General features: G+C 38.4%; 10 protein-coding genes. 6 read left to right on the forward strand and 4 right to left on the reverse strand.

All coding sequences use genetic code 11. The features are described from left to right. Window position 1: 1 nt before the first annotated feature. The 6 genes from GN157_RS01685 (at window position 2) to GN157_RS01710 (ending at window position 8,875) form a co-directional block, all read left to right on the forward strand. Entirely contained in the window at window positions 2-3,196 is a 3,195-nt protein-coding gene (locus tag GN157_RS01685) for a SusC/RagA family TonB-linked outer membrane protein (RefSeq protein WP_157481396.1), read from the forward strand. Between the two features lie 11 nt (window positions 3,197-3,207). After that, window positions 3,208-4,809, forward strand: coding sequence for a RagB/SusD family nutrient uptake outer membrane protein (locus GN157_RS01690; RefSeq protein WP_231749027.1), 1,602 nt, complete (start codon window positions 3,208-3,210; stop codon window positions 4,807-4,809). Window positions 4,810-4,827: 18 nt separating this feature from the next. Next, entirely contained in the window at window positions 4,828-5,844 is a 1,017-nt protein-coding gene (locus GN157_RS01695) for an IPT/TIG domain-containing protein (protein ID WP_157481398.1), read from the forward strand. 243 nt (window positions 5,845-6,087) lie between these two features. After that, complete coding sequence (locus GN157_RS01700; protein WP_157481399.1) at window positions 6,088-7,326, forward strand: glycoside hydrolase family 27 protein; 1,239 nt, start codon at window positions 6,088-6,090, stop codon at window positions 7,324-7,326. Window positions 7,327-7,329: 3 nt separating this feature from the next. After that, a complete protein-coding gene (locus GN157_RS01705) occupies window positions 7,330-8,286 on the forward strand; it encodes a glycoside hydrolase family 5 protein (protein ID WP_157481400.1) in 957 nt (318 codons plus the stop codon). Between the two features lie 118 nt (window positions 8,287-8,404). Beyond that, window positions 8,405-8,875 carry a hypothetical protein gene (locus GN157_RS01710; protein WP_157481401.1) on the forward strand — a complete coding sequence of 157 codons (471 nt, stop codon included), beginning with the start codon at window positions 8,405-8,407 and terminating at the stop codon, window positions 8,873-8,875. Window positions 8,876-8,927: 52 nt separating this feature from the next. Here GN157_RS01710 and GN157_RS01715 read toward each other — a convergent pair whose 3' ends face one another. From GN157_RS01715 to GN157_RS01730, 4 genes are all read right to left on the reverse strand, one after another. Then, window positions 8,928-10,493, reverse strand: a complete 1,566-nt coding sequence (locus tag GN157_RS01715) for a GmrSD restriction endonuclease domain-containing protein (RefSeq protein WP_157481402.1) — start codon at window positions 10,491-10,493, stop codon at window positions 8,928-8,930. A gap of 141 nt (window positions 10,494-10,634) precedes the next feature. Beyond that, window positions 10,635-10,802 carry a hypothetical protein gene (locus GN157_RS01720; RefSeq protein ID WP_157481403.1) on the reverse strand — a complete coding sequence of 56 codons (168 nt, stop codon included), beginning with the start codon at window positions 10,800-10,802 and terminating at the stop codon, window positions 10,635-10,637. 100 nt (window positions 10,803-10,902) lie between these two features. Then, complete coding sequence (locus GN157_RS01725) at window positions 10,903-11,841, reverse strand: PorP/SprF family type IX secretion system membrane protein (RefSeq protein WP_157481404.1); 939 nt, start codon at window positions 11,839-11,841, stop codon at window positions 10,903-10,905. A 74-nt stretch (window positions 11,842-11,915) separates the two neighbouring features. After that, on the reverse strand, window positions 11,916-18,184 hold a 6,269-nt coding region (locus GN157_RS01730; RefSeq protein ID WP_157481405.1), incomplete at its 5' end, for a T9SS type B sorting domain-containing protein.

An 18,184-nucleotide genomic window follows, 5' to 3' on the forward strand; every position in this document is an offset into this window, starting at 1 on the left:
TATGGGGATTACATTACTTTATTTTACTAATTGGCTTAAACGAGGCAATACATTGCTGTACTTGCTTTTATTTTGCTCTTTTAGTGCGTTGCAGGCGCAAACCACTGTTACCGGTACCGTGACAGATAACACTGGCTTTGGTATACCGGGAGCCAATGTTAGCGTTAAAGGCAGTAATACAGCCATCGCTACTGATATTGATGGAAATTATGCCATCGAAGCGCCTGAAAATGCTGTTCTAGTATATACCTTTATAGGATATCAAACTCAGGAAATAGCAGTAAAAGGACGTATCGTACTTAACGTTACCCTTGAAGAAAACTCACAACTTCTTGACGATGTAGTCATAATTGGTTATGGCGCTCAAAAGAAAGATGATGTAAACAGTGCGGTATCCAGTATTCGTACAAAAGACATCGAAAACCTAAAACAAACTACTGTAGACCAAATGATTCAGGGTAAAGCAGCGGGTGTTTCGGTAACAAACAACAGCGGACAGCCGGGTAGTGCTGTTTCAATCAGGGTTCGTGGTACAACATCGATTTCAGGTACTAACGAGCCTTTATACATTATAGACGGTGTGCCAATTTCCGGTGACGGTACTAACATTTCTACCAGCGGAAGACCAATATCAGGTAGTGATTTCTCATCAAACGGAGGCGCAGGTAACAACGCTGTGAGTCCGCTTTCTATGATTAACCCTAACGACATCCTTTCTATAGACATCCTTAAAGATGCATCTGCTACAGCTATCTATGGTTCGAGAGGAGCTAACGGTGTTATCATTATTACTACAAAATCAGGTAGAAAAGGTGAAGGTAAAATCTCCTACGAAGGTTACACTTCTATCCAGAATATTTACAAAAAACTAGACGTACTTGACCTACAGGGCTATGCCAGACAGCAAAAAGCATTATGGCTGGCTTACGGTTTTAACGAATCTGACTTTCGTCCTGAATTTCAGCATCCTGAACTTTTAGGTTCTGGTACAAACTGGCAGGATGAGATATACCAAACAGCCTATTCACACAGTCATCAGCTTTCATTCTCGGGAGCTAAAGATGCTACCAGATACTATATATCAGGTGGTTTCCTTGATCAGGAAGGTGTGCTTTTAGGATCAGGATACAAAAGATACACCATGCGTATTAATCTTGACTCACAGGTTAAAAGCTGGTTAAAAGTAGGTGTAAATGCAAATACAGGTATTACTAACGAAAAGCTTACAATTAACCAAAGTTATGGTGGTATAATAAGTAATACGTTACTACAAGCGCCAGATATACCGGTTAGAAACCCTGACGGAAGCTTTGCCGGACCTACAAGTAATGAACTGAACTCCACTTACTTTAACCCGGTTGCTGAGGCTCTTATTAAAGAAAACAAACTGGTTCGAAAAAATTTCCTTGGAAATGTTTTTGCTGAAGCCGATATTATTGACGGACTGAAATATAGAATTGAACTTGGTGCTAATACCGAATTCTCTGAAAACACCGATTTCACTCCTTCTTACAGTTGGGGTGTACAAACTAACCCAAGTGCCGACTTAATGGAGAGAAGACAAAACTGGTACTCTACAAACATTAAAAACCTTCTTACTTACACCAAAAGCTTAGGCAAACACAACTTCACGTTACTTGCCGGACAGGAAGCTAATGACAGCCATTGGGAAGGTATTGTGGCAACAGCTACAGGTTTTCAAACTAACAACGTTTACGGTTTAAATCTTAGCGACCCTGCACAAAGTAAAGTAACGAGTTACAAAGGCAGCCAGGCCTTATACTCTTTTTTCGGTCGTTTAATTTATGACTTTAACGACCGTTACGGACTTTCAGCTTCATGGAGAGCAGACCGCTCCTCTAAATTTGACCCAACTACAGATAATCAATGGGGATACTTCCCTGCAGTTGCTGTTTCATGGAAGCTTTCTAATGAGTCATTCATGGAGAGTACACGTGAATATATAGACAACATTAAGTTTAGGGTAGGCTATGGAGAAACTGGGAATCAGCAAATACCTAACAATAGGTATACAGCTTACCTTGGGCAACAAAACTCAGGCATTGGCCCAGGCTTCCTGCCTTCTAACTTTCCTTTCCCTGGTTTAAGATGGGAATCAATGCGTCAAACAAACTTTGGTCTTGACTTTACACTACTTGATGGCAGACTATCGGCAAACCTGGATTACTACGTTAAAAAATCTGACGGATTCCTTTTCCAAACGCCTTGGCCTTACTATTTAACTGGTGGAGGTGCTCAGTATGGAGGGGTTGACTCGCCATATTCTAACCTTGGTGAAATGCAAAACAAAGGTTATGATATAACCTTAAACTATAGTACAAAAGGTGCAGGTGACTTTTCATGGAACTCTACTCTTGTATTCTCACACTATAAAAACGAACTAACACGCCTATCTAATGGTTTATCACTTACTCAGGAAGTAAACACTAACGGTTACCAGCCTGTTGTTGTAACAAATACTGAGGTAGGGTCTCCTATTGGTATGTTTTATGGATATGAGGTAGTAGGACTGTTCCAAACTATGGATCAGCTTAACAATGCTCCTATACAGTTTGAACAGCCTGTTGGAGAAGGCGTTGGTCAAACATGGCTGGGTGACGTTCAGTACAAAGACGTAAACGGTGATGGTGTGATTGATCCTAAAGATAAAACTTTTATAGGTAATCCTCATCCGGATTTCACTTTTGGTTTTACCAACAATTTTAAATACAAAAACTTCGATCTTTCTGTTTTTGTACAGGGCTCTTATGGAAATGACGTAATGAATCTTACTTACAGGAACGGAACACAAAACGGCCAACTATATCAAAATGCACTTACTGATGCTGCAAACTTCTGGACTCCTGAGAATACAGACACTAATATTCCAAGAGTAGTTTCGGGTAATGCTAATACTAACGTACAAATATCAAGCCGTTATGTTGAAGACGGGTCTTATGCCAGAATTCAGAACCTCACTTTAGGATACTCACTTCCTCAGGATGTAATTTCTAAATTAAAAATGTCAAGAGTACGTATTTACGGCTCTGTTCAAAACCTTCACACTTTTACCAAGTATAAAGGGTATGATCCTGAAATTGGCTCATTCAACCAAAATCAGCTACTTACAGGTATTGACAACGGACGATACCCATCACCAAGAACTTTTTCTGTAGGAGTTAATGTAGAATTTTAAAAAAAATGAAAATGAAAAGATTTTTAAATTTATACAAAATATGTAGTTTGGCATTTGTGCTTACAATGCTTACCTCTTGTTCAGAAGAGTTCACAAACCGCCCTCCGGAAGACTCTATCGCGCTTGACGATTACTACAGCACTAACGAACAGGTAGAATCGGCTACAAACGGTATGTATGCCAGAACCTGGTTCCAGTTTAATAATAAGTTTTTCTTTGCTGTTGCCGAAGTAGGTTCAGGAAACATGTACACAGGATCGAGCGATGTTAATGCCATGAGGACTTTTTCTCTAAATGGCAGTGACCCCGAACTTGTTAACGGATGGAGCTCTCTATGGGCAAATATTGCACAGGCAAACCTTATTATTAATTTCTTACCAGAACGTGTTGGTTCTGCTGTAAGTCAGGAAGTGCTTCAAAATACCATTGGAGAAGCATACTTTATGAGAGCTACTGCTTATTTTTATCTTGTTAGGCTATGGGGAGATGTACCAATTATTGAAAATAATGGTGACTTTGCAGACAATCCTGTTATAAATAAAAACAGAATTGAAGATGTTTATACATTAATAGAGATGGATTATCAGGCTGCTATTGAAAACCTATACGACAAAACAAGATCTTCAAACTATACTGCTAATGCCCGTGTATCTAAAGGTTCTGCTAAAGCTATGCTTGCTAAGGTGTACCTGTATCAACAAAGGTACAGCGATGCAAAACAAATGGCAGAAGAAGTAATAAACAGTGGTGAGTTTAAACTATTGGGCGGAGAATCGCTACCTGATAAAAGTTTTGCCGACCTGTTTACTTATCCTAATAACAATAACGAAGAATCTATTTTTGCCATCCAGTGGGTAACCGATGGTAATTATGGTTCTGCCAACAACTGCAACACTCAGTTTGGAATTAGTACTGCTGCATTAACAACTTCAAACGCTTCTTATGGTGGTGTATTTGCTCCGTCTCAAGACGCTATGTACAACATATATACAGAACCTGGTGATTTAAGAAGAAAAGAAACTATTATGTTTCCTGGTGCAGAGTACCCTAATATGACTGTTCGTATTAACAGTGGTACTGAAATACAAGCAGGCTTCGTTGTCCCTGAAGCCGAGCAAATTGGCGGACAGGGAGCTGGTGCGGCTATTAAAAAATACTGTATAGGTATTGCTAACGGCGATGTAACAGGTCCTGTTGATTTATGGAACATGATGGAAAATAACACCTACATTATGAGATATGCCGACTTATTACTTATACATGCTGAAGCTATTCTTGGCGGAGGAGGAAGCACTTCAGATGCTGCTGCATTAAGCTCATACAATGCTGTAAGAAACAGAGCGGGTTTACCTAGTGTTACCTCATTTACTTTTGACGAACTTTTCCTTGAAAGAAGACGTGAACTTTGTTTTGAAGGTGATTTTTGGTTTGACCTTGGAAGAATTCCAAGAGCCCAGGCTATTGCTATGATTACTGCACAAAACAGAGGTAATAAAGACCTTGAAGAACATTTTACTCCGGATGAATCTGATTTCTACCTGGATTACCCTGATAACGATGTGGCTAAAAACCCTTTATTGTTAGAAGATCCGGTACCATATTCATTTGACTAATATTAAAAAAACAGAGTTATGAAGAACTTTAGATTAAAACATATATTGGGCTTACTTTCTGTATTCGCAATATTACTTGTAGTCTCATGTAGTGATGACGATAGTACAAAACCCGGAAAACCAAGCATTGAAAGCGTTAGCTATGCAGAGAATGACTCACTTGTTGAGTATGGTTATGCTAACAATATGTATATTATTCGCGGTAGTGGGTTTACAGGTACACAAAAAATTTACTTTAATGAAGTAGATACTTATTTCAGTTCGACACTTGTTACCGATGAAGTTATTTTTATAACAATTAATGAAGATACTCCTTATGAAAATGCTTCAAACGAACTTAAGGTAGTTACCCCGCGTGGCACTGCAGTATATCCTTTTATAGTTGCACCACCTGCCCCAACTGTAAAAAGTTTCCAGCCTATAAACGCTGCCGAAGGAGAAGAGATTACTATTTATGGTAAATACTTCCTTAATCCTGTAGTTACTGTTGGTGGTGTTGAAGCAGAAATCGTTTCAAGCAGCATTAACAAAATTGTTGCTATTGTACCTGCCGACTCTAACGGAAAATATGTACAGGTTGAGACCATTTCGGGCTCTTCTGAATGGGATACTGCTATTGGCACTGCTATTTATGATGATGCTTTTTATGCTCCTTGGGACATACAGGGAGATAGCCATGAGTACATCACTAATGAGGCTGACGCCTATCAGGGAACAACTTTTTTCACAAAAGAAATCGCCGGATGGGATAACATACAGGGTAACTGGAACTGGGATGATCAAATTTCTCAGTATACAGGTATTCATTTTGCAGTACGTTCTGACGAGGCTGGTAAACTAGTCCTTATTTTTAATGGTAATAACTGGGGAGATGCAAATTATTCATTTGAAACTACCGAAGAATGGATTGATGTCCGTTTCACTTGGGAAGATCTTGGCGGAATGCCTGAAGCGCTGCAAAACATTTCATTCCAGGAATTTACCGGAGAAACCCACAATTACTATTTTGACAACTTTGGTTATACCGTAGACTAATAAACTCATACATTGCAATTTTGTTTTTTGTGAAACATTCCCTGATTATAAATCAGGGAATGTTTTAATCATTTATAGCCAGCAATAAAACCATACAGTACAGGTTATATAGTCTCCCCTTTTTCTAAAGGAATATTAAATAATATTGGTCTCAAATGTGGCAAACCACAACAAATAACAAATGCGTAAGCAAAATAAACCGCATAATTAATATATAGTACAACCTCGCATAAAACTTTAAGAATGAAAAAAATTATTTACAGCATTTTAAGTTTGGCACTAAGTGCAACGGCTTTTGCTCAGGGAAATGTTTACAAACAGGAACCTACAAAATTTGAGGGACTTGCCATGACTCCGCCAATGGGATGGAACTCATGGAACACCTTTGCTACCAATATTGATGAAGATCTTGTAAAGCAAACTGCCGATATTATGGTTTCATCGGGCATGAGAGATGCCGGATATACCTACATAGTGCTTGACGATGGCTGGATGACACGCGAAAGAGATGAAAACGGAAACTTAGTGCCCGATCCAAAAAAATTTCCAAGCGGAATGAAAGCCCTGATAGATTATGTTCATTCTAAAGGTTTAAAATTCGGGCTTTACAACTGTGCAGGCACTAAAACATGTGCAGGCTACCCGGGTACCAGAGGTTACGAATATCAGGATGCACGTTTCTATGCTTCATTAGGCATTGATTTCTTAAAATACGACTGGTGTAATACAGAAGGTATTAACGCTACAGAAGCATATACTACAATGAGCAATGCTCTTAAAACTGCCGGCAGACCAATTCTTTTCAGCCTTTGCGAATGGGGTGACAATCAACCTTGGGAATGGGGTGAACCACTGGGTAACATGTGGAGAATATCGGGTGACATTTATCCTTGTTTTGACTGCGAATTCAAACACCCTGAAAACTGGTCTTCATGGGGCTTTATGAAAATTGTTGACATGAGAAAAGGTATCAGAAAATATTCGGGACCAGACCATTGGAATGATTTTGACATGATGGAAGTAGGTAACGAAATGAACGATACCGAAGATAAATCGCATTTCAGTATTTGGTGTATGGTAGCTTCTCCGCTTATTGCAGGTAACGACTTTAGGAGTATGAGCAAAGAAACACTGGAGATACTTACCAATAAAGATATGATTGCCATTAATCAGGACAAACTGGGAATACAGGGTTTTAGATATAATAACGATAACGGACTTGAAACATGGGTTAAACCTCTTGAAAATGGTGATTGGGCTGTTGCTTTCCTTAACAGAAGCGAAGACGACAAGAGTATTAACTTTAACTGGAAAGAACACACCATTAAAGACGATATCTTTAATTTAGAAACATCTTTTGATTCTGCCACCTACGATATTTATGACGTTTGGAATCATAAAAAAGCTGGTAACACTAAAAAAGCCTTTAAAGGTAAAGTTGCTCCGCATGACATTGTAGTACTTAGGCTTTCTAAAAAATAAAAAATGACAAACAGAATAAAACATATCGCTTTTTTACTACTGTTTGGCTTTACAGCTTTTGCACAGGTTTCAAAGCATGGGCAGTTAAGTGTAAAAGGCACTAAACTTACAGATGAAAAAGGCAAACATGTAATACTGAGAGGTGTTAGTTTTGGCTGGCATAGCTTTTGGCCCCGTTTTTACAATCAGGAGACTGTAAAATGGCTTAAAGATGACTGGAAGGTAAATGTAGTGCGTGCTGCTATGGGTATTGAAGTTGGTAACGATACTTATATACAAAACCCACAGTTTGCTACCGAGAAAATAATGGCTGTTGTTGAAGGTGCTATTGCAAACGATATTTATGTAATAATAGACTGGCATAGCCACAACATTAATCTTGAAGAAGCTAAGCTGTTTTTTGAACAGGTTTCTAAAAAATACGGCAACTACCCTAACGTAATTTATGAGGTATTTAATGAGCCTGACGATGAAAGCTGGGCTGACGTTAAATCTTATAGCGAACAGATTATAAAGGTTATCAGGAAAAATGATCCTGATAATATTATACTGGTAGGTTGCCCCCACTGGGATCAGGACATTAACCTCCCGGCTACCGATCCTATTAAAGGGTTTGACAACCTTATGTATACCGTTCACTTTTATGCTGCTACACATAAACAGGAATTAAGAGATCGTACTGACAAGGCAATAGAATCGGGGTTACCGGTATTTATATCTGAAAGCGCAGGTATGGAAGCCAGCGGTGACGGACCTATTAACTATGATGAATGGCAACAATGGATTGACTGGATGGAAGAACGCGGGTTAAGCTGGATAACATGGTCTATATCTGACAAGGATGAAACCTGCAGTATGTTACAAAAATCAGCATCTTCTACCGGCGAATGGAAAGAAAAAGACCTTAAAGAAAGTGGTATTAAAACCCGTAATTATTTAAGATCACTAAACAAACAATAAGTTAAGTTGAGTTAGTTTTGTAATTTGAGAGAGCCTCACGATAAGTGGGGCTTTTTTATGAAATACAAAAATAACACACTGATTATTTTTAATTATATTCGCTGAAAAATAAACATTTATGAAAAATTTAATTTACTTATGCCTTGCTTTCTGTATGGCTACAACTGTTGGATTTGCACAAAAGTTAACTGATAAAGATTTACAAGGTTCATGGAACTTAGTAGGTTTAGATGTTCTAAGCAGCCAGGGAATTTATTTTGACCTTGCTAACGATGATGTAAAATTCTCTGAAGAAGTTGAGGCACAGGCTCCGCCGGAAGCTATTGCTCAGGCTAAAGAGAGTATGGCACCTACAATCGCTGCACTAAAACAGATGAAAATGATTGTAAACGGAAACGAAATAAAACAAACCATGCCCGGTGATGAAGAAAAAGGTGTGTATAGTATAGTTAACGAAGATGACGCTCAAAAGCTTAAAATAATTTTTGCTGACGGTACAGGCGACACTGCAAACCTTTATATGAAAGACAAAAAGCTTTATATAGACCTTGGTGAAGACGGCATATTTATATACAGCAAAGAACAATAATTACTTTGTAAGAAAAACAAAAAGAGCTGCCATAAGGCAGCTCTTTTTGTTTTTAATTTTTAATGGACTGATTACAATAAGGGTGTGTTAACTGACAATTACTTGAATCTCCCATTCCTCCTTCGCTTTTCCTTTGTATATGATCATAAGATATTGATTTTTCAGGATCCAAATACCCCTTACATATAGGACACTTCATTGCAGACTTCAAAGCCGTATAAATAAACGATTTACTTTTAGTTTCATCATTAAAAGCAGTATTTGAGCCTCCGACTTCTCCTAAAACTATTTTCCCTTCAAGTTTAGTCATTTTCACAATATCTGCATCAGTAATTAATTCATTCTTATTAATTTTATTCACTAATTCATTTAGTAATTCACTAAAAATCATATTTCTCTTATGACTCAAATGCTTCTGTAATATAGTAGCTATTAAATCCTTAGACCCAATCAATATTTCTTCTAATTTCTCCCTAGCATGTGTAAATTTTACGAAAAAGGTGGAATCATTGTTAATTAATTTCTTAGATAATAATTCTGTAACCCCCATAAACATGGCTCTGGAATGCCTTCCACTTGGTCCATAAAAATAAACCGCTGGGTGTAAACCTAAACTTCCCGAATCGTTGCCAGAAATTCTTTTCGCTAATTTTAAGGATTTCCTTAACACACCTACTGTAGCTTCTCCATCATAATCGTCCTCATAATCATCAACTTTATTAGGTCGACCCAGTTGGTCTTTGTTACATATAACCATAAAATCAATCAATATATCAAGCGCAGTCCTAACTCCTTTAGATCCCCCCAATGGTAAATCCAATGTTTTAATTGGTCTTTTTATTTCTGGTTCAAATAAAGTCTTATGAAAATCTTTAGCCATATTTTCTAAACTTTCCGATTTTTCTATAGAAAAATAGGACCAATATTTATGCCCTGTCCCGGCTCTAATAATTGCCCTGGCAGATATTGGTATCGGTTTTTTTCGATTTTTCAAAAGTAATTCTTCGATACTATCTAAAGGGGTGCCTTGAGTATTAATCTTAAAGAAAGATTGCTCTGCTTTGTCGGCATCTCCCTTTACCCATTGCACTTGTAAACCCCTTGATATCATCTTACTGATTTTCCTTCTCTCTTCAGCAGGTATATCTGTTTTGTCGTTCTTTAATTCTAATTGTTTATAACTACCTATCGAGTTATTAACCAATCTTCTAGTTTTTTCTGCTATCCTCTTTTGTTCAGGTGAAATATCCCTACCAAAATACTCATAAGATAAGGCTCCGTCTCCATAGTCATCTTCTACCCAAGCCCTGAGTGCACTAAGTCGGTGACCTCCATCAATTACAAAAAGATAAGTTGGAGATTTCCATAAAATCACAGATGGAACTAAATCTCCATTAACAAAGCTTTCGAGTAAAGAAAGGACTTGTTCAGGTCTCCAATGATTTGTTTCTCTTTGAAAATCGGGTTTTCTTAAATTAGGTCCTACTAAAGCTCCTTTCGTAAAATCTCTTAAAGATATCGTACTAAAACTTTCAAAAGTTTCTTGTTCTTCTACATTGACCCCAAAATCTTCTCTTTTAATTAATGCATCTAAGTTTACTAGGTTAGATTTTGCCATATAATAATTTTTAAAACCCAATAATAACAAAAGACATCAACTATTAAAATACAGGAAAATACTGAATATAACAACCGAAAACACGTAAACAAAAAGAGCTGCCATAAGGCAGCTCTTTTTGTTTTTTAAGCAGTTTTTTCCTTAACAAAGGTAACAAGCCCCTACAAAAAGCAGGATTACAGAAATAAACAGGTTACAAACACCTATACTCCTAAAGCGTATATTGTTTCTGTCTATCCCCGCCAGGATTAGCTTCCCCGATGCTAATAAAAAGAAGGCTCCAAACGAATAACATAAAACCTGATACATAATCATAGATTTTTAAGTGAAACATTAGGCTTTCTTTTCTTTTTCTCTTAGCGCATTTTTAGTTATTCCCCCAAAACATAACAATTAACAGATGCAGTGTTTAATGCCATGTACAAGGACAGTTACTGATGCCCTGGAATATATCCAGACCTACAGTTATCATATGTGTACCACTGTTATAAGCAAGAAGCTCATTTGTGGTTAACTGATATGAGTAGGCAAAATAGAAATTTGAAACGTTAATTCCAACCATTGGACCAATATTTATTGGATTTCCTAACTGATCGTTAAGAAAACGGTAGCTACCGCCTATCCAATAGTAGTCATCGCCATCCATATAACGAAATTTAAGGTTAATATCTGTAGTAGATCTTCCGTCACTTTCAAAATACTGAACGAATGAAGATGGTTCTACTTCCCAATTACCACTTCCTTTAAACGTATAACCTGTATAAAACTGATAGTTTCTAAGCCTGTTTGGTTCCTGTATTGCAAAAATATCAAGATCCTTATTCAATATATTAGCACCGGTAGCACTAATGTAAAACTCCCCTATTCTATATAATAATGCAACATCAAAGTTGTGATTCACAACATAACGGTTATTGTTTATAGAGGGATCGGGGGTTGTGATATTTTCGATATCTACCTTAAACTGGTTAAGGTTATATGAAATACCAAACGATAGAAACTGATCTGTATACTTATCTAATATAATATGGTGTGCAAAAGATACTTTACCGCCATACTGCCTGGTATTACCATTACGGTCATTATATAAAAACATACCAATACCGGTATTATCGGCTATCCTTAAATCTGCTGCGAGCGACTGCATATCCGGGGCATCTTTAATCCCTACCCATTGTGTAAGTCCGTTAAGCCTTACTTTCACATGGTCACCAATACCTGCATAAGCAGGAGATATAATATAAGGGTTATCTGCCAGATACTGTGTATGTGTTGGTATAGTTAACTCCTGAGCACGCATTACAAATGCTGTAAGTAGTAAAGTTATTAGGAGAAAAGTTTTTTTCATTGTGTGTGTATTTTGGCCTTGTTATTTAATTCAAGCCACAGCTGCAAAAGCAGCCATGGCTATTTATGAATTTATTATCTGAAAATAGTAAAGTGTCCGACAAACTCCCTGTCATCCTCAGGATTATTTAGTTTTACAATATACCAATAATCTCCAGTAGGTAACTCCTGTCCGTTATATCTACCATCCCACTCCTGTCCTTGTCTAAGTGTAGCCAGTTTACGACCATACCTGTCAAATACAAAGAACTCAAGGTTAGGATAATTTTCTGCATGACCAGGTGCCCATGTATCATTAATACCATCGTCATTTGGTGACATAACATCAGGAAGAAGAATATCTACAAATTCATAGTATAATGATTTCTCGGCTACACAGCCTCTGTTATCGGTTACAGTTACCACATAGGTTCCTGTTGAGTAAATCTCAAACACGTTATCTGTTCCCATATCTTCACCGTTTAAAGTGTAAGTATAACCTCCTGAACCACCTGTTGTTGTTGCTGTAATCTCATTAATATCAGATTCTGCAAGTATCATTATCAGTGCAGTAGTATTAGTTACTGTTACAGGTTCAGTACTGTCAATACATCCTGAATCATGAAGCACATCTACCACATAAGTACCATCTACAAGGTTTGTGAACGTATTACTTGTTTGAGGAGCACCTCCGTTTAGTGAGTAAGTTACAGCACCCTGTACTCCTGTCTCAACGTTTACTGTAAGTACATTTTCATCACAGTTGTAAACAAGTTCCGGTTGTGCATTAATCATTATTGGTGCATCAATCCATACATCTATAGAGGCTACACATCCGTTAGCATCCTTAACATAAATGGTATAGGTTTGCCCACCATCAAGATCTGTATACATATCCTTACCTACTTCAAATGGTTCGTCCATATCCATACTTGTTGAGTATGGTGCAGTACCACCTGTTATATCAATAAGAATTGCTGCATTATCATCGTTCTCACAAATTTCCGGATACACTTCAACTTCTGTAAGTATTATTTCCGAAGGCTCATTTACAGTAGCCGTATACTCTTTATAACATCCTGTTTCATCCTGTACTCTCACTGTGTATTGACCTGCTGCAACGTTAAACACGTTATTTTCGGTCATATCAAAGTCTGGAGCAATACCATAAGTAAGTGTTCCTATTCCTCCTGAACCGTTTACTGTAATAGTACCGTTATCTTCACCGTTACAAAGCGCATCTACAACTGTTAATACTCCAAGAATTGGTTTTTCATGTCTAACCATTACGTTTCTTGTAGTAACACATCCGTTAGCGTGCATTACATATACTACATAGTTTCCGTCAGGAAGGTCTGTAAATACATTTGATGACTGATAATTCACTCCGTCAAGAGAGTACATAACATCATCAACAATTACAGGGTTAATGTTAGTAACCGTAAGCATACTTAACGATACGTTGTTTGTACAAATTGGAGTTACCTCAACTACCGGATTAAGTACAACACCGTGCTCTATATTAAATACTATAGGTACAATTTGACATCCTGCCGCATCCTGAACAAACAGTACATGCTGACCGCCGTTAAGGTTTGTATAAGTAAACTGATCCTGGATAAAGGTTACACCATCTAAGCTTGTTGAGTATGGCGCAGTACCACCAGATACTGTTACCGTTATACTACCGTCGTTAGCGTTATAACAAGTCTCTCCGGTCCAATCGGCAGATGCTATAATCTGAGTTTCAGACTGAGTTATAACAACATTGTTTATTATCTGGACACAACCTAGCTCATCTCTTACCCTTATGGTATATGTACCTGCAATTAGTGAAGAGAAGGTGTTGTTTGTTGAATAAGTATATATAGGAGAGATAGCATATTCTAACTGACCTGTACCTCCTGTAGCTGTAACTACAATTTCACCAGTATCGTCTCCGTAACAAATTACATTTTGAGTAACTGTTGCCGTAGCATTTACCGGCTGATGGTCTTCTACATCAAAGTCGACCGTTTGGATACATCCGTTTATGTGTTGTACATAAGCCGTATGTGTACCTGCCACAATATCTATAAATGTATTTGAAGCCTGGTAGTTAATTCCATCTACAGAGTACTGAACATCCCCTAAGTATTGTGCATCAATATTAATTGTTACTACATTACCCGGCATGTTATTCATACAGTTTGCCACAACATCAACATTTGGCTGAGTGTTAATACCCTGCTGAATTACAAAATCAATAGGAGTTATTGTACAACCACTGTCATCTGTTACATAAATAGTATAAGCACCTGCTGCAAGATTTGTATAAGTAAACTGATCCTGAACAAACGTTACACCATCTAAGCTTGTTGAATATGGAGCAGTACCTCCTGTTACAGAAATTGTAACCGAACCGTTTGCATCTCCAATACAAGTTTCATCTACAGCTACATAAGTTGCTGCAAGAGCTTCTGCCGGCGTAGTTATTGTTAAAGTTGCTGTTTCAACCTCACAACCTATACCATCGGTCACTCTTACTGTGTAAGTACCTGCTGCAAGATTAGTGAATACATTTGATGAACCGTAAACAAAGTCTGGAGAGATTGCATACTGTAGCGTACCTGTACCACCTGAAGCAGTTACCATAACCTCACCTGTCTCTTCACCAAAACATAATACATTATTAACTACCGTAGCCATATCAATTGTAATAGGCTGTAGCGTATTAATTGTGAATGTTGTTGTTTCTATACATCCGTTAGCATGCTGCACATAAGCTGTGTAGTTACCCGGTGCTAAGTTGTTGAACACGTTTGACGCCTGATAAGTAGTACCATCTACCGAGTACGTTAAATCGGCTGGATCAAGTGTTTGTGATGAAGCTACACTGATTGTAACTTCATTACCCGGTACGTTATTCGTACAGTTGTCTACAACACTTGCACTCGGAGTCATATCGGCTCCCGGCTCAACATCAAAGGTTAACGGAACAGCAATACTACATCCGTTAGCATCGGTAACATAGATAGTGTGTGTACCTGCTGCAAGACCTGTGTAAGTAAACACATCCTGAACAAAATCAGCAGGGTTATTTGAATCAAGGCTTGTAGAGTATGGTGCTGTACCTCCTGTTACAGAGATAGTAACTGTACCATCCTGAGCATTGAAACATATTTCAGGTGTTACAACATCGATTACTGAAGTTAAGAAGTCTACCGGCTCATTTACCGTTAATGTAGCAGTCTCAACCTCACAACCTATACCATCGGTCACTCTCACTGTGTAATCACCTGCCGGAAGGTTAGTGAACACGTTTGATGAACCGTAAACAAAGGCTGGAGAGATGGCGTACTGTAGTGTACCTGTACCGCCTGAAGCAGTCACTGTAATCTCACCCGTTGCCTCACCTTTACACGATACATCGGCAGTTACTGCTTCTGTATCTATTGTAATAGGCTGTAGCGTATTAATAGTGAATGTAGTTGTTTCTATACATCCGTTAGCATGCTGAACATAAGCTGTGTAGTTGCCCGGCGCTAAGTTGTTGAACACATTTGATGCCTGATAAGTAGTACCATCTACCGAGTATATTAAATCAGCAGGATCAAGTGTTTGTGATGAAGCTACACTTATTGTAACCTCATTACCCGGTACGTTATTCGTACAGTTGTCTACTACACTTGCACTCGGAGTCATATCGGCTCCCGGTTCAACATCAAAGGTTAGCGGAACAGGAATACTACATCCGTTAGCATCGGTAACATAAATAGTGTGTGTACCTGCTGCAAGACCTGTATAAGTGAACACATCCTGTACAAAATCAGCAGGGTTATTTGAATCAAGGCTTGTATAGTACGGTGCTGTACCTCCTGTTACAGAGATAGTCACTGTACCATCCTGAGCATTGAAACATATTTCAGGTGTTACAACATCGATTACTGAAGTTAAGAAGTCTACCGGTTCATTTACCGTTAATGTAGCAGTCTCAACCTCACAACCTATACCATCGGTCACTCTCACTGTGTAATCACCTGCCGGAAGGTTAGTGAACACATTTGATGAACCGTAAACAAAATCTGGAGAGATTGCGTACTGTAGCGTACCTGTACCACCTGAAGCGGTTACTGTAATCTCACCTGTTGCCTCACCTTTACACGATACATCGGCAGTTACTGCTTCTGTATCTATTGTAATAGGCTGTAGCGTATTAATAGTAAATGTTGTTGTTTCTATACATCCGTTAGCATGCTGAACATAAGCTGTGTAGTTACCAGGTGCTAAGTTATTAAACACGTTTGACGCCTGATAAGTAGTACCATCTACCGAGTACGTTAAATCGGCTGGATCAAGTGTTTGAGAAGAAGCTACACTGATTGTAACCTCATTACCCGGTACGTTGTTCGTACAGTTGTCTAGAACACTTGCACTCGGAGTCATATCGGCTCCTTCATTAATAGTGAAGTTAACCGGTGTTATTGAACATCCGTTAGCATCGGTCACATAAATAGTATGCGTACCAACAGTTAAGTTTGTATATACTAATTGATCCTGAGTAAAGTCAGCAGCATTATCAGAATCTATACTTGTAGAATAAGGCGCTGTACCTCCACTAATGGTTAGGGTTACTGTACCATCAGCGGCATTGTAACATACCTCATCAGTAGTAGCTGCATTGTCTAAACTTAACGGAGCTGTTGGCTCATCAACTACTATGTTACCTGTTGTGGTCTCACAACCTATATCATCTCTTACTGTTACAGTATATGTACCAGCAGGAAGATCTGTAAATACATTATTTGTTGTATAGTTACCCGCATCTGAAGAAATAGCATACAGTAATGTACCTGTACCTCCTGAAGCTGTTACCGTAATCTCACCTATTGAATCTCCATAACATAACACATCGGCAGTTACTACAGCACTGTCAATAACAATAGGCAGATGAACATCGATAGTAAAGTCTACCATTTGTACACATCCGTTTATATGCTGTATGTAAGCTGTATAGTTACCCGGAGTAAGGTTTGCAAAATAATTATCTGTCTGGTACGCCACACCATCTAACGAGTATGTTAGGTCGGCAGGGTTGATAGACGGATTCGTTAAAACAAACACTACATTACCCGGTACGTTATTAGTACATGTTGGGTACACCTCAACCACTGGCTGAATGCTAACACCCGGTTCAATATCAAAGGTTAACGGAACCGGAATACTACATCCGTTATCATCGGTCACATAAATAGTATGTGTACCTGCTGCAAGACCTGTATACGTAAACACATCCTGAGCATAATCTGCCGGATTATTTGAATCAAGGCTTGTGTAATATGGTGGTGTACCTCCTGTTACAGAGATAGTCACTGTACCATCCTGAGCATTGAAACATATTTCATCAGTAACTACATCTATAGTCGAAGTAAGTGCATTAACCGGCTCAGTTACCTGTACCGAGTTTAGTATCACTTCACAACCAATACCATCGGTCACCATTACAGTATAACTTCCTGCTGCAAGACCTGAGAATACGTTTGATGAACCATAAATATAATCTGGTGAAATAGCGTACTGTAGTGTACCAGTACCACCTGAAGCAGTTACTGTAATCTCACCTGTTGACTCTCCTTTACATCCTACATCGGTTGTAGCTACTGCCGAAGCAGTTACCGGTTGTAGCACATTAATTGTAAAGGTAGTTGTTTGTACACATCCGTTAGCGTGTCTTACGTAAGCTGTATAGTTACCCGGCGCTAAGTTGTTGAACACGTTTGAAGCCTGATAGTTTGTACCATCAAGAGAGTACTGTAAATCTGCCGGATCAAGAGTTTGTAATGAAGTTACATCAACTGTAACCTCGTTACCCGGTACATTATTAGTACAGTTATCAACTACTGTAGCCGATGGTGTCATATCAACACCTTCGTTAATAGTTATTTCAAACGGTGTGATAGCACAACCATGAGCATCTGTCATATAAATAGTGTGTGTACCTGCTGTTAAGCCCGTGTACACTAACTGGTCCTGAGTAAAGTCGGCAGGATTATTAGAATCTATACTTGTAGAGTATGGTGCTGTACCTCCGCTAATTGTAAGAGTTACTGTACCGTCAGCTGCATTGTAACATATCTCATCAGTAGTAGCTGCATTGTCTAAACTTAACGGAGCTGTTGGCTCTGTAATCGTTAAAGTAACAGTCTCAACCTCACAACCTATACCATCGGTTACTCTTACTGTGTAATCACCTGCAGGTAAGCCTGTAAACACATTAGCCGAACCATATACAAATGCAGGAGAAATAGCGTACTGTAATGTACCTGTACCACCTGAAGCAGTTACTGTAATCTCACCTGTTGACTCACCAAAACATAATACATCAG

The sequence above is a fragment of the Flavobacterium rakeshii genome (assembly GCF_009741375.1).
GTDB lineage: Bacteria > Bacteroidota > Bacteroidia > Flavobacteriales > Flavobacteriaceae > Flavobacterium > Flavobacterium rakeshii.